At 74.0% G+C, this 21,815-nt stretch carries 16 protein-coding genes; 7 read left to right on the top strand and 9 right to left on the bottom strand.

What is annotated here, in order from left to right:
• Positions 1-40: 40 nt before the first annotated feature.
• The 6 genes from cutA to HHX31_RS18295 all read right to left on the bottom strand — a co-directional run bounded on the left by cutA (position 41) and on the right by HHX31_RS18295 (position 7,295).
• Positions 41-2,425, bottom strand: a complete 2,385-nt coding sequence (cutA, locus tag HHX31_RS18320) for an aerobic carbon-monoxide dehydrogenase large subunit (RefSeq protein WP_169949496.1) — start codon at positions 2,423-2,425, stop codon at positions 41-43.
• Positions 2,422-2,946, bottom strand: a complete 525-nt coding sequence (locus tag HHX31_RS18315; RefSeq protein WP_169949495.1) for a (2Fe-2S)-binding protein — start codon at positions 2,944-2,946, stop codon at positions 2,422-2,424. Before HHX31_RS18315 ends, cutA begins: the two co-directional genes overlap by 4 nt.
• Positions 2,943-3,815 (bottom strand): xanthine dehydrogenase family protein subunit M, encoded by an 873-nt coding sequence (locus HHX31_RS35730; RefSeq protein WP_169949494.1) that lies wholly within the window; start codon positions 3,813-3,815, stop codon positions 2,943-2,945. The genes HHX31_RS18315 and HHX31_RS35730 overlap by 4 nt, the downstream gene beginning before the upstream one ends.
• Positions 3,816-3,860: 45 nt before the next feature.
• The gene (locus HHX31_RS18305) at positions 3,861-5,243 is read right to left on the bottom strand and encodes a uracil-xanthine permease family protein (RefSeq protein WP_169949493.1); all 1,383 of its coding nucleotides are present in this window, start codon (positions 5,241-5,243) and stop codon (positions 3,861-3,863) included.
• 147 nt (positions 5,244-5,390) lie between these two features.
• On the bottom strand, positions 5,391-5,618 hold the full coding sequence (locus HHX31_RS18300) for an RNA-binding S4 domain-containing protein (protein WP_169949492.1): 228 nt from the start codon (positions 5,616-5,618) through the stop codon (positions 5,391-5,393).
• Between the two features lie 75 nt (positions 5,619-5,693).
• Positions 5,694-7,295 carry a PucR family transcriptional regulator gene (locus HHX31_RS18295; protein WP_169949491.1) on the bottom strand — a complete coding sequence of 534 codons (1,602 nt, stop codon included), beginning with the start codon at positions 7,293-7,295 and terminating at the stop codon, positions 5,694-5,696.
• 288 nt (positions 7,296-7,583) lie between these two features.
• Here HHX31_RS18295 and HHX31_RS18290 point away from each other — a divergent pair, with 288 nt between their 5' ends.
• The 4 genes from HHX31_RS18290 to HHX31_RS33705 all read left to right on the top strand — a co-directional run bounded on the left by HHX31_RS18290 (position 7,584) and on the right by HHX31_RS33705 (position 13,507).
• Positions 7,584-8,489 carry a DUF2877 domain-containing protein gene (locus HHX31_RS18290; RefSeq protein ID WP_169949490.1) on the top strand — a complete coding sequence of 302 codons (906 nt, stop codon included), beginning with the start codon at positions 7,584-7,586 and terminating at the stop codon, positions 8,487-8,489.
• Entirely contained in the window at positions 8,486-9,883 is a 1,398-nt protein-coding gene (locus HHX31_RS18285) for an FdrA family protein (protein WP_211589871.1), read from the top strand. Before HHX31_RS18290 ends, HHX31_RS18285 begins: the two co-directional genes overlap by 4 nt.
• Positions 9,884-9,917: 34 nt before the next feature.
• Positions 9,918-11,303: a DUF1116 domain-containing protein gene (locus HHX31_RS18280; RefSeq protein WP_169949489.1), complete on the top strand. Its 1,386-nt coding sequence runs from the start codon at positions 9,918-9,920 to the stop codon at positions 11,301-11,303.
• A gap of 152 nt (positions 11,304-11,455) precedes the next feature.
• Entirely contained in the window at positions 11,456-13,507 is a 2,052-nt protein-coding gene (locus tag HHX31_RS33705; RefSeq protein WP_249346107.1) for a serine/threonine-protein kinase, read from the top strand.
• Positions 13,508-13,529: 22 nt separating this feature from the next.
• On the opposite strand, the gene HHX31_RS18270 is transcribed toward HHX31_RS33705, so the two are convergent.
• The 3 genes from HHX31_RS18270 to HHX31_RS18260 all read right to left on the bottom strand — a co-directional run bounded on the left by HHX31_RS18270 (position 13,530) and on the right by HHX31_RS18260 (position 18,590).
• Entirely contained in the window at positions 13,530-15,314 is a 1,785-nt protein-coding gene (locus tag HHX31_RS18270; protein WP_396711223.1) for a bifunctional 3'-5' exonuclease/DNA polymerase, read from the bottom strand.
• 111 nt (positions 15,315-15,425) lie between these two features.
• Positions 15,426-16,925, bottom strand: coding sequence for a metallophosphoesterase (locus tag HHX31_RS18265; RefSeq protein ID WP_169949488.1), 1,500 nt, complete (start codon positions 16,923-16,925; stop codon positions 15,426-15,428).
• A gap of 96 nt (positions 16,926-17,021) precedes the next feature.
• Complete coding sequence (locus HHX31_RS18260) at positions 17,022-18,590, bottom strand: FAD-binding oxidoreductase (RefSeq protein ID WP_169949616.1); 1,569 nt, start codon at positions 18,588-18,590, stop codon at positions 17,022-17,024.
• An 87-nt stretch (positions 18,591-18,677) separates the two neighbouring features.
• Here HHX31_RS18260 and HHX31_RS18255 point away from each other — a divergent pair, with 87 nt between their 5' ends.
• The 3 genes from HHX31_RS18255 (at position 18,678) to HHX31_RS18245 (ending at position 21,717) form a co-directional block, all read left to right on the top strand.
• The gene (locus tag HHX31_RS18255) at positions 18,678-20,192 is read left to right on the top strand and encodes a glycerol-3-phosphate dehydrogenase/oxidase (RefSeq protein ID WP_169949487.1); all 1,515 of its coding nucleotides are present in this window, start codon (positions 18,678-18,680) and stop codon (positions 20,190-20,192) included.
• A gap of 168 nt (positions 20,193-20,360) precedes the next feature.
• Positions 20,361-21,287 (top strand): sucrase ferredoxin, encoded by a 927-nt coding sequence (locus HHX31_RS18250; RefSeq protein WP_311931982.1) that lies wholly within the window; start codon positions 20,361-20,363, stop codon positions 21,285-21,287.
• Positions 21,288-21,402: 115 nt separating this feature from the next.
• Complete coding sequence (locus tag HHX31_RS18245) at positions 21,403-21,717, top strand: WhiB family transcriptional regulator (protein WP_076434697.1); 315 nt, start codon at positions 21,403-21,405, stop codon at positions 21,715-21,717.
• The last annotated feature ends 98 nt before the right edge of the window (positions 21,718-21,815 follow it).

Here is a 21,815-nt window from a genome sequence, read left to right as displayed (position 1 = left end):
CGCCTTCCGGGTCGCTCAGATGATCGGGCCATGACGGTGGTCACCGCTCCAGGCGCAGGTGGTGGAGGTCGGACGGGGAGATGGGCATCCGGTCGATCGCGATGCCCTCGGCGTCCTCGACCGCGGAGGCGATGACGGCGGAGACGGGGATCACCCCGGCCTCCCCCGCGCCCTTGATCCCGAGCGGGTTCAGCGGCGAGGGCGTCTCCAGGTGGGCCGTCTCGATGTGCGGCACCTCCGTGGCGTACGGCATGAGGAAGTCCATGAACGAGGCGTTCAGCAACTGACCGTGCTCGTCGTAGGCCATCTTCTCGTACAGCGCCCCGCCGACGCCCTGGGCGACCCCGCCGTGGATCTGCCCCTCGACGATCATCGGGTTGATCAGCTTCCCGCAGTCGTGGACGACGGCGTACCGCAGGATCCTGATCTCGGCGGTGTCGGGGTCGGTCTCCACGATCGCCGCGTGCATGCCGGCCGCGAAGGTGGACCTGACCGGCGAGTAGTAGTCCCTGCCCTCCAGCCCCGGCTCCTCCCCCTCCGCCACGGGCGGCCGGTCGTCGGAGCCGGCCCCGGCGAACTGCGTGGCCCGCCTGGCCTCCTCGTCGAAGGCGTACCGCAGCGGGTTGGACAGCACGGCGACGGTCGCCAGCGGGATCGACGCCGACGGCACGCCCGCGACGTGGACCGTCCCGTCGGTGATCTCCAGGTCGCGCGGATCGGCCTCCAGCGCCTCCGCCGCGATCCGCAGCGCCTTCTCCCTGACCTTCCGGCAGGCGAGCGCGATCGCGTTGCCGCTCATCACGGCCGCCCGTGAGGCGAAGGTCCCCACGGCGTAGCCGAAGCGCCGGGTGTCGCCGGTGACCACCGACACCTTCTCGATCGGCACGCCGAGTTCGGTCGCGGCGATCTGCGCGAACACCGTCTCGTGCCCCTGCCCCTGCGAGGTGAGCCCGGTCGAGACGTGCACGCGGCCGTCGGAGGTGATCTGCACGTGCCCGCCCTCGTACGGGCCCACGCCGGTGCCCTCGACGTAACAGCCGACGCCGATGCCGATCCTGCGCCCCTCCGCCGCCGCGCGGGCCTTGTCCTCCGCGAAGGAGTCCCAGCCGATCAGCTCCTTGAGCATGCGCAGCGCCTCGGGGTAGTCGCCGCTGTCGTAGATCAGCGGACGCCCGTCCTGGAACATCAAGCCCTGGTCGTACGGGAACTCGCCGGGCTGGATGAAGTTGGCCGCGCGGACCTCGGTGCGGTCCTTGCCGAGGTACGCGGCGATCTTGTCCATCGTCCGCTCCATGCAGAACACGCCCTGCGGGCGGCCCGCTCCCCGGTACGGCGTGACCTGCACGGTGTTGGTGTAGAGCGAGGAGAACTCGACCCGGTAGGCCCCCACCTTGTACGGCCCGAGCAGCTGGGTCGAGGTGATGATCGGCACGATGATCCCGTACGGCGTGTAGGCGCCGTGGTCGTGCAGGATCTCCACCTCCAGGCCGAGGACGCGCCCGTCGTCGTCGAACCCGGCCCGCACGCGCTGGACCTGGCCGCGCTCGTGCGACGAGGAGACGAAGTGCTCGCGCCTGTCCTCGGTCCACTTCACCTCGCGGTTCAGCAGCCGCGCCGCCCACGGCACGAGGATCTCCTCGGGCCACGGGTGGACGATCTTGACGCCGAAGCCGCCGCCGACGTCCGGCGCGACGACCTCCACCTTGGGCAGCGGCAGCCCGAGCTTGGCCGCGATGGCCATCCGCACGCTCGTGGAGGTCTGCGTGGAGGAGTAGATGCGCAACGAGCCGTCGTCGGCGTCCCAGCGGGCGTACACGCCCTTCCCCTCCAGGGGGGTGCACGCGCTGCGCTCGATGTCGAGGCGGAACTCCAGCCGGTGCGGGGCCGCGTCGACCGCCTCCCGCGCCGGCACGCCGCCGTGGCCGGGCACCTCCTGGACGAGGTGCGCGCCGACGTTGCCCGGCACGTCCTCGTGCACGAGGTGGGCGCCGCCCGCGGCCTCCTCGATGCCCACGACCGGCTTGAGGATCTCGTAGTCGACCCGGATCAGCGCGCAGGCGTCCTCGGCGAGGTAGCGGTCGGGGGCGACGACCATGACGACCGGCTCCCCGACGTGCCTGACGATCTCCTTCGCCAGCGGGTACGCCGTGCGGCCGTGGGTGAGCGCGGGATGCGGGATCAGCAGCGGCAGCGGTTCGGCCAGCGCGCCCGGCAGGTCCTCCCACGTGTAGATCGCGACCAGGCCCTCCACGTCGAGGGCGGCCGACACGTCGATGTCGAGGATCCGCGCGTGGGCGTGCGGAGACCGCACGAAGGCGGCGGCCAGCGCGCCCGCGCCGAGGTCGTCGAGGTAGCGGCCGCCGCCGGTGACGAGCCTGGCGTCCTCCCGCCGCTGGACCGGCTCGCCGAACAGCCTCGTCGTCATGCCCCGCCCTCCTCCGCCTGGATCTCGGCCGCCTGGATCTCCGAGGCCTGGATCTCGGCGGCGCGGTGGACGGCCTTGAGGATGTTCTGGTAGCCGGTGCACCGGCACAGGTTGCCCGACACGGCCTCCAGCGCCTCCTCCTCCGACGGGGCGGGGTTGTCCCGCAGGAACGCGGTCACGGCGCACAGGAACCCCGGCGTGCAGAACCCGCACTGCAGGGCGTGGCACTCGGAGAAGGCCCGCTGCACCGGCGACGGCTCGCCGTCGCCGCGGGCCAGGCCCTCCACCGTAGTGATCTCGTGGCCGTCCGCCGTGACGGCGAACATCAGGCACGACCGGACCGGCTCGCCGTCCAGCAGCACCGTGCAGGCGCCGCAGACGCCATGCTCGCAGCCCACGTGGGTGCCGGTGAGGCCGAGGTCGTGACGCAGGCAGTCGGACAGCAGCCGCCGCCCCGGCACCGTCGCCTCCCGCACGACCCCGTTGACCTTCAAGGTCACCCGATGGCGCGTCTCGTTCACGCTTCCTCCCCGTGGGCCGCCGCGGCGGCGTCCCGCAGCGCCCGCACGGCGAGCACCCCGGTTAGGTGCCGCCGGTAATCCGCGGTCGCGTGGATGTCGCCCTCCGGCTCGATCCGGTCCCGTACGGCCGCCGCCGCGGCCTCCCAGCCGGCCGAGCCCGCCGGGCGCGGGCCGCACGCCGTGGTCACGTCCACGACCACCGGGACCGGTCCCACGCTCACGCAGGCGACGCGGGCGGCGGTGACCCTGAGGTCCTCGTCCAGCGTGACGGCGGCGGCCACCCCGGCCACCGCGTAGTCGCCGTGCCGCCTGGACACCTCGTGGAAGGCCGTGCCCGACCTTCCCGGCAGCGCGGGGAAGAACGCGGACACGGCCAGTTCGCCCGGCCGCAGCGCCGACTCCATCGGTCCTGTGAAGAAGTCCGCGGCGGCCACCTCCCGCTCGCCGCCCCTGGCTGCCAGCCGTACGGACCCGCCGAGCAGGGCGAGCACGGCCGGCATCTCGGCGGACGGGTCGGCGTGCACGAGGCTGCCCACCACCGTGCCGCGGTTGCGGATCACGGGGTGGGCGACCAGTCGCAGCGCCTGGCGCAGCAGCGGCAGCGCGGCGGCCTCAGGCGAGCGCTCCACGGCGGCGTGCCTGGCCAGGGCCCCGACGCGTACGCCGTCCTGCCCGGCCTCGATCCCGTCCAGGCCGGGCACGCGGTTGACGTCGACGATGTGCGCGGGCGCGGCCAGGCGCATGTTGAGCAGCGGGATCAGGCTCTGGCCGCCCGCCAGCACCTTCCCGTCCGGCCCGGCCTCGGCGAGGACGTCCAGCGCCTCGCCGAGGGTGACCGGGCCGTGGTAGTCGAACGGGGGCGGCTTCACCGCGCCGGCGTCCGGGGGTCCCGCCGTACGGGCCGCGCCCGCACGTCAGACGGCGGCGTCGCGTTCGAACCCGATCTCCCCACCGGAGACCTCCTTCGCTGGTCTGCCCGCGATGGCGCGGAGCAGGTGATAGCCGGCGAGCACCACGATCGTCCCGAGCGCGATCCCGGCGAGCGAGAAGTCGCCGGTGATCTGGTGGGTGACCGGGCCGATCGCGAGGATGATGCCCGCGCCGACCGGCACCATGTTCACCGGGTCGGCGAAGTCCACCCGGTTCTCCACCCAGATCTTCGCGCCGAGCAGACCGATCATGCCGTACAGGATGACGGTGACGCCGCCGAGCACGCCGCCGGGCGTGGCGGCGACCAGCGCGCCGAACTTGGGACAGAGGCCGAACAGGATCGCGATGACCGCGGCGATGTAGTAGGCGGCCGTCGAGTAGACCCGCGTGGCCGCCATGACGCCGATGTTCTCCGCGTACGTCGTGGTGGGCGAGCCGCCGACGGCGGTCGCGACGGCGGTGCCGACGCCGTCGGCGATGACCGCCTTGCCCATCTGGGGGTCGACGTCGGTGCCGGTCATCTGGCCGACCGCCTTGACGTGGCCGACGTTCTCCGCGATCAGGGCGATCACGGCGGGCAGCACGACCAGCACGGCCGACGGCTGGAACGAGGGCGCGTGGAAGTGCGGCAGCCCGATCCAGTCGGCGTCGAGGACGGCCTGGAAGCTCACCCGGGGGTGCGTGTCGACCTGCCCGGTGCCCGCGTTGAAGGCGGTGATGTCCCCGAAGACCCGGTCCGCGAGCCAGGACAGGACGAACCCGAAGACGAGCCCGAGCAGCACGCCGATCCGGCCGAGGAACCCGCGGAACAGCACGATGAACACGAACGTCGCGACCATCGTGATCAGCGCGATCCACGGGTCCTGCGGCCAGTAGACGTCGGCCACGACGTACGCCAGGCCGAAGCCGATCAGCATGACCGCCGCGCCGGTCACGACCGGGGGGAAGACCCGGTGGATGATCTGCACGCCGAGCACGTGGATCGCCACGCCGCACAGCGCGAGCACCAGGCCCGCGACGAGGATCGCCCCGGTCACGACCTGGTCGGCGCCGGGGGTGTCGCCGCCGAACGCCGCGCGCACCGCCACCACGCCGCCGACGAACGACGCCGAGGTGCCCAGATAGCTGGGGATCCGGCCCTGGGTGAAGAGCAGGAACAGGATCGTCGCGACGCCCGACATCATCACGGCGGTGTTCGGGTCGAGCCCCATGACCAGGGGGAAGACGAAGGTCGCGCCGAACATGGCGATCACGTGCTGCGCGCCGATGCCGACCATGCGGGGCCAGCTGAGTCTCTCGTCGGGTTTGACGACGTCCCCGGGCGCCAGCCCTCTCCCGTCGCCGTGCACTGTCCATTTGAAAGCCATTAACGCCCCTCTTGCTACCGGGCCGTGGGCCGGTCGGCCACCCCGCAGGCGTCCCTCCGCGGCGCTTCTAGACCGTTTGGGGCACTTTAGGACTGGCGTGCGCGACAGACATTGTCATGATCTGCCAAAGCGGCGGACTCCTGGGCGTCACACCACGCGGATCGTGTACCCGTCGCCCGCGACGACCTGCCCCGCCCGGATTTTGCAGGCCTTGCGCAGCTCCACATGCCCGTCGACGCGCACCAGCCCTTCGGCGACGAGGTGCTTGGCGGCGCCGCCGCTGTCGGCGATCTGGCAGAACTTGAGGAGATCGCAGAGCGGGATGTGGTCGCCGTCCAGCTCGAAGGTGATGACAGGGGCCTTCGCATCGTTCACGCCGCCAGCTTAGATAGCCGGGGAGCGTCCCGGGGACTCGCCGTGGCGACCGCGGCGGGGATCCGAGGGAACGATCTAGATGCCCCTCATGCGCAGCACGTGCAGGGCGAGGGTGAGGTTGAGCCGCAGGTGCGCGTCCTCGGTGAAGTTGCCCAGCATGCGCTCCAGCTTCCCGATCCGGTAGCGCAGCGTGTTGTAGTGGAAGTGCAGCCGTCGCGCGGTCTCCGCGACGTTGAGGTTGGTCTCCAGCAGCGCCTGGAGGGTGCGCCGCAGGTCGGCGTTCTCGGCGTCGTCGTCGCCCGCCAGCGGGCCGAGGGTCTCCCGGACGAAGGCGTGCAGCTCGTCGGTGTCGTTCACCAGCGAGAGCAGCCGGTAGACCCCCAGCTCGTCGAAGTGGGCGACCGCGCCCGCCCCGTGGAGCTGGCGGCCCACCCGGGCGGCCTTCAGCGCCTGGCCGTACGCGCCGGGCAGGGCGTCGGCGCCGGCGGCGACCCGGCTGAGGCCGGTGGAGAACGTGCCGTCGGACACGGCGGCGAGCGCGTCCCTGGCCACCCTGGCGGGGTCGGCCGCCTCCCCGACGATGGCCACGACCTCGTGCGAGTAGCCCGCGACCGCGCCGCGCGGATCGTGCTTGCGCACCGACGCCTGCCAGGCCGCGAGCATGCGGTCCTGGACCGGCCGTTCCTCGGCTTCCGGGTCGATCTCGGCGACCAGCACGCTCACCGGGCGCTCCAGGTCCCAGCCGAACGCCTGGGCGCGCTCGGCCACCCGCAGCCCGCCTCTGCCGGTGAGCACGTCCCGCAGGAAGTCGGCGCGGTACTTGCTCTCGACGGCGGTGACCGCCTCCTGCTTGGTGATCACCAGGGCGGCGACGGTCGCGGCGCGCTCCAGGATTCCGACGTCGCTGGGGGTCAGCGTGCCGTGGGCGCTGTAGACCGAGATCCTCCCGTGGTGGTGCCCGCCCGCGACGATCGGCACGGCGGCGTGGTGGCCGTCGCCGCCCCGCGGGACCGCCTGCGACCGCGCGAGGGCCGCGTCGGCCTCCCGCAGCCGGGCCACCTGGGCGGGCTCCCCCGCCGTGGCGAGGAAGTGGCCGGCTGCGTCGGTCGCCCCCACGGCCACCTTGAGCAGCCCGGCCACCTCCGCCGTGACCTCTCGCATCCCGCCGCCGGCGAGCACGATCTGCACGAGCGCCCGGTGCGCCTCCTCCGTGCGCGCGAGTATTGCCGCCTGCCGGTTGAGGATGTCGGTGAGCACCTGGTTGAGGATGTCGTCGAAGCCGACGTGGTTGGGCAGCAGGATCAGCGGGAAGCCCAGCCGGTCGGCCTGCTCCACCATCTCCCCCGGGAGCTCGTCCAGGTAGCGGCCGAGCTTGATCGCCAGAGCGGCCAGGCCGCGCTCGTCCAGGTCGGCCACGAGCCGGTCGAGCGACTGCGGCGTGTTGCGCAACGGGTAGCCCGTGGTGAGCAGCAACTCGTGCGGCTTCACCCAGGCGAGGATGTCGGGCACCTCCATCACGTTGAGCCGCTGCACGATGCGGTCGAGGCCGCCCCGCCCGGCGATCAGGCGGGCGTCCGCCAGCGTCGAGACGCCGAGCACCTCGCCCACCGACACGCCGTGGAGGATCGTTCCGGTGCTCGCCAGGCGCATCGTCGGCGGGGCCGGGTCGTTGTGCATTCCGTCTCCGGTCCCTGCTCGCTGGACAGTGCTCTCCGAACTGGCGTCACGACGTCCCGGTGTCATCGGTCGCTCACCGCTCCTCGCTCGCCACGCGGGCCGCCCGTACCTCGCGGACCACTGCGCTCAGGGCGTCGGGCTCGCTCCGGGGACGTCTCACGCCGATTGTGCCCGAGCACCGGTCCTGTCAGGAAGAGCCAACCATTCGACGGACTGTTGGCATCTTTCTCCGTACGGAGGGGGGAGACCTGGCCTTAGCGTCGGCAACGACTGGCTTCGGGAGGTCCGGTGACTGTTGGCACGCGCCCGAGAGCGCGGCGGGCGGCCGCTCCCGCGGCCCGACCCCCCGCGGACCCCGCCTACGTGGGCGGCGCCGCGAGTGTGGCCGTACGGCCCGCCCTGGAGGCGCCCCGCCGCCCGGCACGGGTGCTCGCGGCCTTTCCCCTCGCGCTCTACCTGGAGATCAGGAGCGAGACCGAGCCGTACGTCGTGGCCGTGGTGACGGGGGAGGCGACCCGGCTGCCCAACTCCGTGGTGCTCGCCGGGCCCGTCGAAGGGGTGTCCGCGGGCGACGACGCCTGGGTCGGGGACGGCTCCGTCGAGGTCGGCGGCCTGTCGATCCGCGTGCGCCGCTGGTGGGACCCCGCTCCCCCGCTCGCCTCCGCCGACCCTGTCAGGCTCAAGGCCGCGTCCGGTCTGCTCGGCCGTGCCCGCGCGGGCTCGCCCCGGCGGCCGGGGCTGGACCCGGACGGCGCCCCCGCCCTGCTGGAGCGCGGCTGCCTGGCGGGCTCGCTGCTGGAGAGCATCACGGCGGCCGAGCGGCTGATCGGCCTCGGCCCCGGACTGACCCCGAGCGGCGACGACATGCTCGCCGGCCTGCTGGTCGCGCTGCGGCGTCTCGGCGCGGCGGCGGACGTGCCGCGCGCCGTCTGGCTGGCCGACTGGCTGGCCGCCGCGGTCACCTACGACGCCCGCAGCAGGACCACGCCCGTCTCGGCCACCCTGCTGCACTGCGCCGCGAGGGGCGAGGCGAGCCCCGAGGTCACGGCGGTGCTGCGCGGCGTGGCCGGGCACCAGCCACTCGAACCGGCCGTGCGCCGCCTGCTCCGCCTCGGCCACACCTCGGGCGCCGACCTGGCGTGGGGCGTGCAGATCGGCCTGTCCGCGGTCCTCGCCCTACGGGAGGGACGTTGAACGACCTGGTCGAGGTGCGCCCCGGGGTCTACCGCGACTCGGTGACGCTGATGCGGGTGAGCCGGGCGATCACCGATCTGCCGGGGGTGACCGTCGCCGTCGTCGCGATGGCCACGGAGCTCAACACGGCGCTCGCCCGCGATCTCGGCTTCGCGGTGCCGCCCGCGACCCCGGGAGACCTGCTGGTGGCGGTGCGGGCCGCCTCCCCCGCGGTCCTGGAGGGCGCCGCCGCCGAACTCGGCCGGCAGCTCGCCGCGCGGGCGCAGGCGAGCGGTACGGGGGACGTGGCGCCGCCGCGCACCACGCGGTCGGCGGCGCGGGGCTTCGAGGCGACGCTGGCGCTGGTGAGCGTGCCCGGCGAGCACGCCTTCGCCGAGGCGCTCGACGCCGTGGAGGCCGGGCTCTCCGTGATGATCTTCAGCGACAACGTGCCGGTGGAGCAGGAGATCCTGCTCAAGGACCTCGCCGCAGCCAGGGGCGTGCTCGTGATGGGCCCCGACTGCGGCACCGCGGTCGTCGGCGGAGCGGGCCTGGGCTTCGCCAACGTCCTGCGCCCCGGGCCGGTCGGCGTCGTGGCCGCTTCGGGCACGGGCGCGCAGCAGGTGACGAGCCTGCTCGACCTGGCCGGCGTCGGCGTGTCCCACGTGCTCGGCGTGGGCGGCAGGGACCTGTCCGCCGAGGTCGGCGGGCGCTCGGCCGTGCAGGCGCTGCGCGCGCTCGACGAGGACCCCGCGACCGAGCTGATCGTGCTGGTCTCCAAGCCGCCCGCTCCCGAGGTGGCCCGTGCCGTACGGGACCTCGACCTGGCGACGCCGGTCGTCGCCGCGCTGCTCGGGCCCGGGCAGGACGACCTGACCACCGCCGCGGAGAAGGTGCTGCGCGCGCTCGGCCGCGACGTGCCCGAGTGGCCCTCCTGGCCCGCCCCGCCCGCGCCGCCCGCGCCGCCCGCCCGGCAGGACGCGGCGGACGAGGCGGCCCCGCGCGGGCCGCTGCGGGGCCTCTACGCGGGCGGCACGCTGTGCGCGGAAGCCGCCCTGGTCGCCGGCGACGGGGAGTTCACCGACTTCGGCGACGACTCCTACACCCGCGGCAGGGCCCATCCGATGATCGACCCGGCGCTGCGCCTTGACGCGCTGCGCGGCGTCGCGTCCGGCGTCGTGCTGATGGACGTCGTGCTCGGGCACGGCGCCGACCCCGACCCCTCCTCCTCGCTCGCGCCCGCCGTCCGCGAGGCCGTGGCCAGGGGCGTGGACGTGGTCGTCGCCGTCGTCGGCACCGACGGCGACCCGCAGGGGCTGCGCGCCCAGGCCGCCCGGCTCAACGAGGCCGGAGCGGCGGTCTTCACCTCCAACGCCGCGGCCGCCAGGCACGCCCGCCTCCTGGCGGGCGGGTGACGGGCCGGGCCGCGCCGACCTGGATCGGAGCCAGATGACCCTTTCCATGCTGTACGGCGAGCCGCGGGTGATCACCGTGGGGGCGCAGGTGCTGGGCGAGGCGCTGGACCTCCAGGCCGTGCCGCGGTGCGAGGTCGACTGGCGTCCGCCGCTGCCGGGCACCGCCGCCGCCCTCGCCCGGGTGCTCGCCGACCCCCGCCGCGAGAGCGCCAACGCCACCGCCGTCGGCAGGATGCTGGCGGCGCGTCCCATGCTGACCGGCGTGCGCCCGGCGCACGCGGTCCTTGGCCTGCGGGCCGGGGAGTTCCTCCACGCCGGTCCGCCGATCACCTGGGAACGCGCCTCGGGCCCGATGCGGGGCGCGCTCGCCGGGGCGATGCTGTTCGAGGGCCTCGCCGGCACCCCCGAGGAGGCGGAGCGCCGCCTGGCCTCCGGCGCGGGGATCGGCCTCGACTCCTGCCACCACCACCGCACGGTCGGCCCCATGGCGGGCGTCGTCAGCCCTTCCATGTGGATGCTGGAGGTGACCGACGCCGAGCACGGCGGCACGGCGTACTGCTCGCTGAACGAGGGGCTGGGCAAGGTCCTGCGCTACGGCGCGTACGGACCCGAGGTGATCGAGCGGCTGCGCTGGATGGGCGAGGTGCTCGGGCCGGTGCTTGCGGCGGCGCTGGAGCGCTGCGGCCCGCTCGACCTGCGCACGCTCATCGCCCAGGCGCTGCAGATGGGCGACGAACTGCACAACCGCAACCGCGCGGCGACCTCCCTGCTGGTGCGCGAGATCGCGCCGGCGATCGTGGAGGCGGCCCCTGACCACGCGGCCGAGGTGCTGCGTTTCATCAATGGAAATGATCATTTCTTCCTGAACGCGGGAATGGCCGCGGCGAAAGTCAGCGCCGACGCGGCCCGCGACGTGCCGGGATCGAGCCTGGTCGTCGCCATGGCGCGCAATGGAACGGATTTCGGAATACAGGTGTCGGGTCTCGGCGACCGGTGGTTCACCGGCCCCGCCGGGGTGCCCGACGGCCTCTACCTCGGGGGGTACGGCCCGGACGACGCCAACGCCGACATCGGCGACTCCACGATCACCGAGACCACCGGCCTGGGCGGCTTCGCGATGGCGGCGGCCCCCGCGATCGTCCGGTTCGTCGGCGGCGAGGTGTCCGACGCCGTCGCGGCCACCACGACGATGTACGAGATCACGATGGCCGAGCACCCTGCGTACCAGATCCCCGGGCTGGGCTTCCGCGGCACGCCGGCCGGCATCGACGTGGCGCTCGTGGCCAGGACCGGTTCGCTGCCCGTCGTCAACACCGGGATCGCCGGCAGGATCGCGGGAACAGGGCAGGTGGGAGCGGGTCTGGTGCGTCCTCCCGCCGAGGCCTTCACCGCCGCGCTCGACGCGCTCGCGGGTGGATGAATTCCCTTTGACCGTCATCAGACCGTAATATCGTCGTCAACCTCAGATATCCGATGCAATTCGCACGGTCCGAGCGGGGGATCCTGCGGATCGAGCGTGAATTGGGGACCTTATCTATGACGACGGATCACCTGCTCGGTATGGTCCCCCCTATGCCAGAGGGTCAGGGGCCCATGGGCCGAGCCCCCTCCGGGGGCGTGCCCGAAGGGCAGGGACGTCTCGTCGGCCGGCGCTACCGGCTGCTGTCCCCGGTGGGGCGCGGCGGCATGGGGATGGTCTGGCACGCCCACGACGTGCTGCTCGACCGAGACGTCGCGGTCAAGGAGCTGCTCCTGCCGTTCGGGCTCGACCACTCGGGCGCGCAGACCGCGCATCGGCGGATGCTGCGTGAGGCGCGTTCGGCCGCCCGGCTCAGCCATCCCGGCATCGTCACCGTCCACGACGTCGTGGAGGAGGACGGGCGGCCGTGGATCGTCATGGAACTGGTCCGCGCCTGGTCCCTTGAGCAGGCCGTGCGGCAGAGCGGGCCCCTGCCGGTCGTGCAGGCCGCCGAGATCGGCATCCGGGTGCTCGACGCGCTGCGCCACGCCCACGCCGCCGGCATCCTCCACCGGGACGTGAAGCCCGGCAACGTGCTGCTCACCGCCGACCGCGTGGTGCTCACCGACTTCGGCATCGCCGCCATCGAGGGCGACGTGACGATCACGCAGACCGGGCTGCTGATGGGCTCTCCCGCGTACATCCCGCCGGAGCGCCTGCAGGGCCGCCCGATCACCCACGCCGCCGACCTGTGGTCCTTCGGCGCGACGCTGTACGCCGCCGTGGAGGGCCGCCCGCCGTACGAAGGGCCGGACGCGGTCGCCGTGCTCGGCGCGGTGCTGACGCAGGAGCCCAACCGGCCGCGCCGGGCGGGGGCCCTGCTGCCGGTCATCGAAGGGCTGCTGCGCAAGAACCCGGCGGACCGGCTTCCGGCCGCGCAGGTCGCGGAGATGCTGGAGCGCGTGCTGCACAGCCACGGCGCCGGGCTGCCCGGCCGGGCGGGGACGCCGTCCACGGTGCCGACCCCGCAGGACTCCACGCCCGCGGGCCTGCTGCCGCCGCTCGACTTCCCCTCGGGGCCGGTGCCCTCGCGCATCATCGAGACGCCCTCAGGGCCGGTGCGGGTGCCGCTCACGGCCGAGAGCCTGCCCGGCGGTGCCGCCGCGCGCCCCGCGGAACCCCACTCGGTGGGCGTCCGGCCGGACGAGCCCGCGTACGAGCCTCCCGGCGCTTTCGGGCCCGCGTCCGCCTTCGGGCAGGCGCACTCCCCCGACGCGGCCTTCGACCCGCTGTCGTCCCCCTCGGGGTCGACGCACGCGCCCGAACGGCCGAGGGAGGCCATGTGGCCGACGCCCACCTCGGGCGACATGCCAGGGGATCTGGGCGCGCCCGCGCAGCCGCCACGGCGGCAGGGGCGGTACGCCGCGCCCTCCCAGCCGACCGGCCCGTCGCAGGCGGCCGGCCCGGCACCCGCGGCGGAGACCACGGGCCCGCACCGGCCCGGGGTGGGGCGCAGGCGCAAGGAGCGGGCCGACGACGGCGCCGGCCGCGACGGCCGGTCGAAGCTCCTCCCCATCGTCGCCGGCGTGGCCGTCGTCGCGGTGATCGTCGCGATCGTGTTCGTGCTGCTGCCGGGCGGCCCTGACGACGACACCGCCGCCGCCCGGCCTGACGCCACGAGGTCCGCGGCGTCCTCGTCGGGCAGCCGTACGGCCGAGCGCCCGGCCGCACGCGTGCCCGAGGGCTACCGTCAGGTGACCGAGGGCGGCGTGTCGCTGGCGGTGCCGAAGACCTGGTCCTCCGCCCAGGACGACGGGGTCGTCAGGCTCACGGGCCCGAAGGACAGCGGGCAGAGCATCACGATCAAGAGGATCCCGGACGGCGGCCTCTCGGCGCTGCGCGCCGCCGAGCGGAACCTCGACATCAGGGACTTCACCGACTACACGCAGATCCAGTTGCGGCAGGTGGACTACCACTACCCCGCGGCCGACTGGGAGTACACCTACACCAACGCCGACGAGGTCACCGTCCACGCCGTCATCCGCTATCTGGAGACGGACGGCGGGCGCGCCTACGCGGTCATGTTCGCCTCGCCCGACTTCGACTGGAACGAGTCCGCCGCGGCGGTGCGGCAGGCCCTCTGGAGCACCTTCCGCTCCGTCTGATCCCCGAGGCCGGGCGGCCCGCTCACTTGGCGTCGGCGTAGCAGCCCACCGCCACCGCCTGCATCGGGAAGCGGACCTCGGTGTCGCCGAACAGCAGGCGGGTCGCCTCCTCCGCCGCGCGCCCGACCGCCTCGCGGACCTCGTCCGCGAGGCCGAGCGGGCAGTGCACCATCACCTCGTCGTGCTGGAAGAACACCAGCCTCGCCTCGCCGGGCAGGAGCCCCCGCAGCACCGCGAGGAGCGTCAGCGCCCACTCCGCCGCCGTGGCCTGCACGACGAAGTTGCGGGTGAACCTGCCCCGGTCCCTGGCCGCCCTGGCTCCCTCGGGACCGGCCACCAGGCGCCGCCACCGCTCCGACGGGGGCGGGCAGGTGCGGCCGAGCCACGAGCGCACCAGCCGCCCCTCCTCCCCCGCTCGGGCCGCGTCCTCCACGAACGCGTACGCCTTCGGGAACCGCTGCCGCATGACCGCCAGCAGCATGGAGGCGTCGCCGCTGGTGCCGCCGTACATCGCGGACAGCATCGCGATCTTGGCGGACTCGCGGGCCCCGCCGAACGCCTGGGCCAGCGCGGCGTACAGGTCGATCTCCCCGGCGGCCCGCGCGAGCCCGCGGTCGCCGGACAGCGCGGCCAGCACCCTGGGCTCGAGTTGCGCGGCGTCGGCCACCACGAGCGTCCAGCCGTCGTCGGCCACCACGACCCTGCGCATCACCTTGGGGATCTGCAGCGCACCGCCGCCGCTGGTGGCCCACCTGCCGCTCACCACCCCGCCCACGACGTACTCGGCGCGGAAGCGGTGGCCGCCGACCCACTGCGCGGCCCAGGTCCAGCCGTGGGAGCTGTGCAGCCGGGCCAGCTCCTTGTACGCGAGCAGCGGCGCGACGGCCGGATGGTCGACCGTCTTCAGCACGTGTGAGCGGGTGGACGGGACCTCGATCCCCGCCGTCTTGAACGCCCTGACGAGCTGCTGCGGCGAGTCGGGGTTGACGAGATGGCCGAAGGCGGCGGACACCTCGTCGGCCAGCGTCTGGAGCTTGGCGGGCCGCATGCCGTGGGCGGGGCGCGGGCCGAGCAGCTCGGTCAGCAGCGCGTCGTGGACGTCCTCGCGCCACGGCATGCCGTCGTGGGCCATCTCCGCGGCGATCAGCGCGCCGGCCGACTCCGCGGCGACGAGCAGCCGGAACCGCGCGGGATCGGCCGTGCGCGCGATGCGGCGGCGCTGGTCCTCGAACACCTCGGCGACCATGTCGGCCTCCGGCACGCCATCCCCGGACGGCGCGGGCTCGAACAGGCTGCCCTGCGTGCCGCCCGCCTGGTGCGCCTCCGCGGGCTCGTGGGGGTCGTCGGGCACGGGAAGGCCGTGCAGGCGCGCGTAGGCCGCCCTGACCTGTCTGGGCTCTCCGTGACGGCCGTCGGCCGCCAGGAGCAGTCCCTCGGTCAGCGCGACGTCGTGGCAGCGCGAGAGCCGTACGCCGGCGGACAGCAGCGCCGGGTAGACGCGGCGCGCGTCGGCCCACACCCAGCGGGGCCGCTCGGCGGCCTCCAGGGACCACACGGCCGCCGCGAGGCCGGGCAGCGGGACCCTGGGCCCTGGCCCGCCGTTCGCCGGTGGCCGCGCGGCCGGACCCTGGGGTGCGCCGGAATGACCCGCGCGGTCTTCCGGCCGCGCGCGGTCTTCCGGTAACCCGGCGGCGAGCGCCTCGGGAGCACGCTCCCCGGGCCGGCCGGGATGCCCGGGGTGCCCGTGCTCGCCGAGGGGCCGGATCGTCCCGCCTCCCTCGGCGTCGGCCGCCACCACAACGTGCACCCCACCAGCGTGCCAGGCGCCACCGACAGTTCACCCACCGGCGGCTCACCCCGCCCACCCCCTGCGGCCCCGGCGCGGGTTCCGCCGCCCGCGAGGGCGCCCGTACGGAGGTCAGAGCGGGATCTCGACCTCGTCCTCCAGCGGGGGCTCCTCCTCCTGCGGCAGGCAGCCCGTGGCGGCGAAGCAGCGCAGCCGGAGCGTGTCCCCGGTGACCGACAGGTGGAGGAAGCTCTTGAAGAAGGGCGGGGTGTCCCAGTCGGACAGTTCGGAGATGTACCGGTGGAAGACCCGGCCGACGGGCAGGCGGAACGGCATCGGCCAGCCGCCGAGCAGGCGGGCCGCCCACCTCACCCGCGCGCCGGTCGGCGCTCCCGGCGTGGGCCGGGGCGGGGTGTTGCCGATCCGCCGGGACATGAGGGCCAGCCCCTCCTCCGGGGTGATGTAGAGCCCGCGCATCCGCAGCCTCCTGCTGTAGAGCAGGCTGTAGAACGACAGCGAGTCGCCGCGCAGCGGATAGCACTTGAAGTCGTCCTCGTGCACGCCCGCCACGTCCACCCGGGGGATGGTGTGGGTGGCGTGCATGAACGCCCCGCCGCCCCCGGACACCACGTACTGGATGAGCCGCCCGTCCACCCGCACGGGATAGCGCTGGTAGTTGTGGACGTCGCCGCCGATCGCCGCGACGTAGTTGTTCGCCGGGTCACGCACGACGTCGTCCACCGTGCCGCCGCCCTCGATCGGGCACGGGTGGTAGTCGTTGTTCACGTAGATCGGCTTGCCGGTGATCAGGATCTTCGGCCGCGGGTCGGCGGAGACCCGGCGCAGCCACTCGCCCTGCTCGCGGTCGAGCGCGCCCTTGATGCCGGTGTCGATCCCCACGAGCAGCAGGCGGCCGGTGTCGAGCACCCAGTAGGGCCCCGGCAGCGCCGGGCCTGGATCGGGCCGCATCTTCCTGGCCTCGGCGAGCGCCGCCTCGTCGATCGCCTCCGGCTTCTTCCACAGCAGCCCGCGCAGCCCGCCGGGCGACAGCCGGAACCCCCGGCTCTCGGCGGACAGGGGGCGGGCGTCGCAGAAGACCCGCATGAAGCCGCCCAGCCCGTCGTACCAGTCGTGGTTGCCGGGCACCGCGAAGATCGGAGCCGGATAGTCCTTGTACGGCCGGAAGAACTTGTCGCGATACTCGTCGCCCGCGCCGGTCGGGTAGATCACGTCGCTCGCGATGACCGCGAACGCGGTGCCCTGGCCGAGCTTGAGCAGGCCTGGCACCACCGAGTACTGCGAGGCGTCGCCCTCCCCGGTGTCTCCGAGCAGCAGGAACGTGAACTCCTCGCCCAGGTCGAGGCGCACCCGGAAGTCCTCGTCGACGCCGCGCTCGCGCTGCGAGGCCACCCAGCGGCGGCGCACCCGGGGCGACGGGTCGCCGAACAACTGGGCGAGCACCTCGTTGCGCGAGCGCCACAGCGTCGCGGGATTCAGCCAGCTGAAGGAGTCCTGGTCGGGCCGCAGCGCCTGGAAGGAGCCGATCTCCTGGCAGTCCCAGCCCGCTCCGGCCTGCGACACCCGTGAGGAGACCTGCTTGCCTCGCGCGGCGGCCGCGCCCACATCGATCATGGGAACAATTTTGGCGTTCCCGGCCCCTCGGCCGACGGCGTTTGCCCGAACTGTGCCGCACCCCGCGAGGAGCCCTCGCGGGGTGCGGCGACCGGTTCAGGGGATCAGCACGCCCGGGTTGAGGATCCCCGCGGGGTCGAGCCGCTCCTTGATCCCCCGCAGGATCTCGACGCCCAGGTCGCCGATCTCCTCGGCGTACGCCTCGCGGTGGTCGCGGCCGACGCCGTGGTGGTGCGAGATCGTGCCGCCCGCCCGCACGATCGCCTCGTTCGCGGCGCGTTTGGCCGCCGCCCACTGCGCGAGCGGGTCGCCGGTCTGCGCGGTCACCACGGTGAAGTACAGCGAGGCCCCCGTGGCGTAGACGTGGGAGATGTGACACATGACCAGCGGCGAGCCCAGCGCACCCAGCAGGGCGAGCCGTACGGCGTCGTACAGGCGGGGCAGATCCGACCAGAAGCCGGCCGTCTCCAGCGTCTCGACCGTCGCCCCCGCGGCCAGCAGCGAGTCGCGCAGATAAGGCGCGGAGAAACGGCCCTGCGCCCACTTCTCCCCCGGCTCAGGCCCCAGGTGGACGCCGCCCTCCTCGGCCAGCACGGCCGCGGCCCGCTCCCGCCGGTGCGCCACGTCGCACGTGTCACCCTCGTAGCCCGCCACCAGCAGGCACCCGGAGTCGCGGCCCGCCGCTCCGAGATCGGTGGGCTTCGCCAGCCCCACCATGGTCTCGGTCTCGTCCGACAGCCGCAGCACCGTGGGGGGCCTGCCCTCCTGCGCGAGCCGCCGCATGGCCGCCGTCCCCGCCGTGAAGCTCTCGAACCGCCAGCCCTCGTACGCCCTGACGGCCGGGGCGCGGTGCACCCTCAGCCGCAGCGAGGTGATCACTCCGAAGGCGCCCTCCGAGCCCAGGAACACCTGGCGCAGGTCGGGCCCGGCGGCCGATCGGGGCGCGCGGCCGATCTCCAGGGCGCCCCTGGGCGTCGCGACGGTCATGCCGGCCACCATGTCGTCGAACCTGCCGTAGCCCGCCGATGCCTGACCGCTTGACCTGGCCGCCGCGAACCCGCCGAGCGTCGCGTACTCGTACGACTGGGGAAAGTGCCCGAGCGTCAGCCCGTGCTCCGCGAGCAGCCGCTCGGCCTGTGGCGCGCGCAGGCCCGGCTCCAGCTCCGCGATCATGGACACGGGGTCGACGGAGACGAGCCGGTCGAGCCTGGCCAGGTCGAGCGCGACCACGCCCGCGAAGCCGCGCCGGGCCGCCACGAGCCCGCCGACCACCGAGGTGCCCCCGCCGAACGGCACCACGGCCACCCGGTGCTCCGCGCACAGGCGCAGCACGGCGGCCACCTCGTCGTGGGAGCCGGGGAGCACGACGGCGTCGGGTGCGTCCGAGGCGTCCCCCGCGCGCATCAGCAGCAGGTCGGGGGTGGACTTGCCCCGGGTGTGCCGGATGCGGGCGTCGTCGTCGGCCCGCACGTGCTCGTCTCCCACGATCGCGGCCAGCGCGGCCTGCACGGGCGGCGGCAGCGCCGCCGCCGGCAGCCGCACCTCGCCGAACGTCGCCGCCGGCGCGGCGGGCGCCCGTACGCCGAGGAGATCGCCGAGCAGGCCGCGCACCGGCGCGGGAAGCTCGGCGGCCTTCGCGGGATCGCCCCAGCCCGACCAGAGCATGGGTTCCGCGGGAGTGAGAGGGGTTTCCTTCACCGTCACGCCTCCAGGTAGGTTACTCCAGGGTAATGCGCGAGTAGTGGAGGGGACATGAACTCCTCACTGAACGCCTCACGGCGGCTGTGGGAGCTCGGCGAAGCACGCGCCGAGGTCGTCGACGTGCTCGTGGTCGGCCTGGGGGCGACGGGGGCGGGAGCGGCGCTCGACGCCGCCTCACGCGGGCTGTCCGTGGCCGCCGTGGACGCCCACGACCTGGCGTTCGGCAGCTCCCGGTGGAGCTCGAAGCTGATCCACGGAGGGCTGCGCTACCTCGCGAGCGGACAGGTCGGCGTGGCCTGGGAGAGCGCCGTGGAGCGCGACGCCCTGCTGCGCTTCACCGCGCCGCACCTGGTCTCCGCCCATCCGTACCTGCTGCCGCTGACGCCGGCCGTCTCCAGGGCGGGGGCCGCGACCCTCATGACGGGCTACCGCCTGGGCGACGCGCTGCGGGCCGCCGCGGGCACGCCGCGCCGGCTGCTGCCCGGGCCCTCCCGGCTGGGGGCGGAGCGGGCGCGCACGCTCGCGCCCGCCCTGCGCGAGGACGGCCTGCGCGGCGCGCTGCTGTCGTGGGACGGCCGGGTCGTGGACGACGCCCGCCTGGTCGTCGCGCTGGCGCGTACGGCCGCCGCCCACGGCGCGCGGATCCTCACCCGCTGCCGGGTGCTGACGCTGACGGGGGACGGCGCCCGGGTCCGTGACGGGCTGACCGGCGAGGAGTTCGACATCCGGGCCCGCGCGGTGATCAACGCGACTGGCGTGTGGGCAGGCGAGCTGACGTCGTCGGTCGCGCTGCGCCCCTCGCGTGGCACGCATCTCGTGCTGCGCCCCGGGGCGCTCGGCGCGCTGCGCGCGGGGCTGCACGTGCCGATCCCCGGCGAGCGCGCCCGCTTCGCGCTGGTGCTCCCCCAGGCCGACGGCCGCGTCTACGCCGGGCTGACCGACGAACCGCTGGACGGCCCCGTCCCCGACGTCCCCGAGGCGCCGGAGAGCGACATCGCGTTCCTGCTCGACGTGCTCGGGACCGCGCTGGACCGCCCGCTGTCCCGCGCTGACGTCGCCGGCGCCTTCGCCGGGCTGCGGCCCCTGGTGGAGACGGCCGACACGACCGGCGCGGCCGGCGCCAAGGCCACCACCGCCGACCTGTCCCGCCGCCACGCCGTCCTGCGCGCGCGGGACGGCGTCGTGACGGTCGTGGGCGGGAAGCTCACCACCTATCGGCGGATGGCCGAGGACGCGGTCGACGCCGCGTGCCCGCAGGCGCGCGCGAGCCGTACGGCGCGGCTGCCCCTCGTCGGCGCGGGGCCGGTGCGGCCGGGCACGCCCGGGCGGCTGGCCCGCAGGTACGGCTCGGAGGCCTGGGCGCTACGCGACCTGATGCGCAGGGACCCCGCGCTGGCCGAGCCGGTGGCGCTGGGGATCACCCGGGCCGAACTGGTGTGGGCCGTACGCCACGAGGGCGCGCTGGACGCGGCCGATCTGCTGGACCGGCGGACGAGGATCGGCCTGGTGGCGGAGGACCGGGCGGCGGCCCTCCCCGCGGCGGAGGCCGCCCTCACCTACTCCTGACGCACGCCCGCGTGCGCACCGCCGGTCCCCGGGCGGTTCCGGCGTCCTTGAATCCCCGGATTCGGACGCTCACCTCACTATCGGGGCATTCCGGATTTGACAGAGATTTACAGCCCCGACTCGGCACCCCCTCGCGCGACTCGCTAAGGTAAGTCTTACCTAAGAAACGTGAGAGAGGGACGGGACCGGATGGCCAACGGGTGCGAGCACCCCGCCGCCTGCCACTCGGGGGAGGCGCCGATCCTGGCGAGCGCGACCAGAAAGGGCCGGTTCTGGCTGCTCATCGAGCACGCCGGGCCCTGGGCCGCGGAGCTGGAGGAGTGCCGGCTGCCCGAGGACGTCCACCGGCTCATTTCCCGCGCCAGGGCACTGGACATCCGGCCGCAGCTGATCCGCCGTCCTGGCCGCCGGGAGGCCCGTACGGGCCCCCTGCACGTCTACCTCGCCGCCGCCGCGGTCGACGAGCCGTGGCTCGCGGAGGGCTTCCTGGAGCGCCCCGACGATCTTGACCTGGGCGCACTCGTGCACGGAGTGGTGCCGGAGTCCTGCATACTGGTGAACGAGCCGATGTACCTGGTCTGCACGCACGGCCGGCACAACGCGTGCTGTGCGCGTCTCGGACTCCCGCTGGCCCGGTTCCTGGACGAGAACCTGCCCGGCGAAGTGTGGGAAACCACACATGTCGGCGGCGACCGATACGCCGCCAACCTCGTATGCTTGCCACACGGGCTTTACTACGGCAGCATGTCTCAGGCTGCTGCGATCGCGGCGGCAAACGCGTACCGGCACGGCGAGGTCGTACTCGACCGTTTCCGGGGACGCGCGGGTATCCCTGAGCCACTGCAGGCCGCCGAGCACTTCGTCCGGGCGCATACCGGCGAGATCTCGGTCGGCGGGGTGGCCGTGGAATCCTCCCGGTCGGTTGACGACACCACGATCTGCGTCGTGCGGCGCACGACGGAGCGTGGGACGTCACGGTTCCGAGTCGTGGTCGAACCCGCGGTGCTCACGGCGCCGTGCGGGATGACCTGCGCCGACGGAATCCCGACCTACAGGTTGGCCGGGCTGAGCGAGCTCACACCGGTCCTGACCTGAGGTCTCCTGCCGGAGCCGGGAACACCACGGCCTGTCCCGGCGTTGGCACGAGGGACGCCACAAGCGTCCAAAGCGGCACGAACACTGAAATACCTCTCACCAAAGGTGGTTTCTCATGTCTCAGGTACGTCGGCAGCTCGCCCGCCCGCGCCCCAGTTGGGGTTGGCAGGATGATGCCGCGTGCCGGGGAGAGGACCTGGTGCTGTTCTTCGGTCCTGACGGTGAGCGTCAGCCCGAGCGCGACATCCGGGAGCGCAAGGCCAAGGCCATCTGTGCTCAGTGTCCTGTGCGAGCGGAGTGCCTCGACTACGCGCTCTCCCGCCCGGAGAAGTACGGCACGTGGGGCGGCCTCAACGAGGACGAGCGCGCGTCCGAGCGTCGTCGTCGTATGCGCCGCGCCGCCAGCGCCGGCATCAGCGCAGTCGCCTGAGCGTTTCCCCCTTCCCCGACACGCGTCACCGCTGGGCGCCCCGCGTCCCGTCCCCCGGTAGAGGTGGACGGCGCATTGGGGCGCCCTTCTGGTGTCTT

The organism is Microbispora sp. H11081 (assembly GCF_012999535.1).
Taxonomy (GTDB): domain Bacteria; phylum Actinomycetota; class Actinomycetes; order Streptosporangiales; family Streptosporangiaceae; genus Microbispora.
Note: the sequence above shows the minus strand (reverse complement) of the source record. Positions and strands in the feature narration are given on the sequence as shown.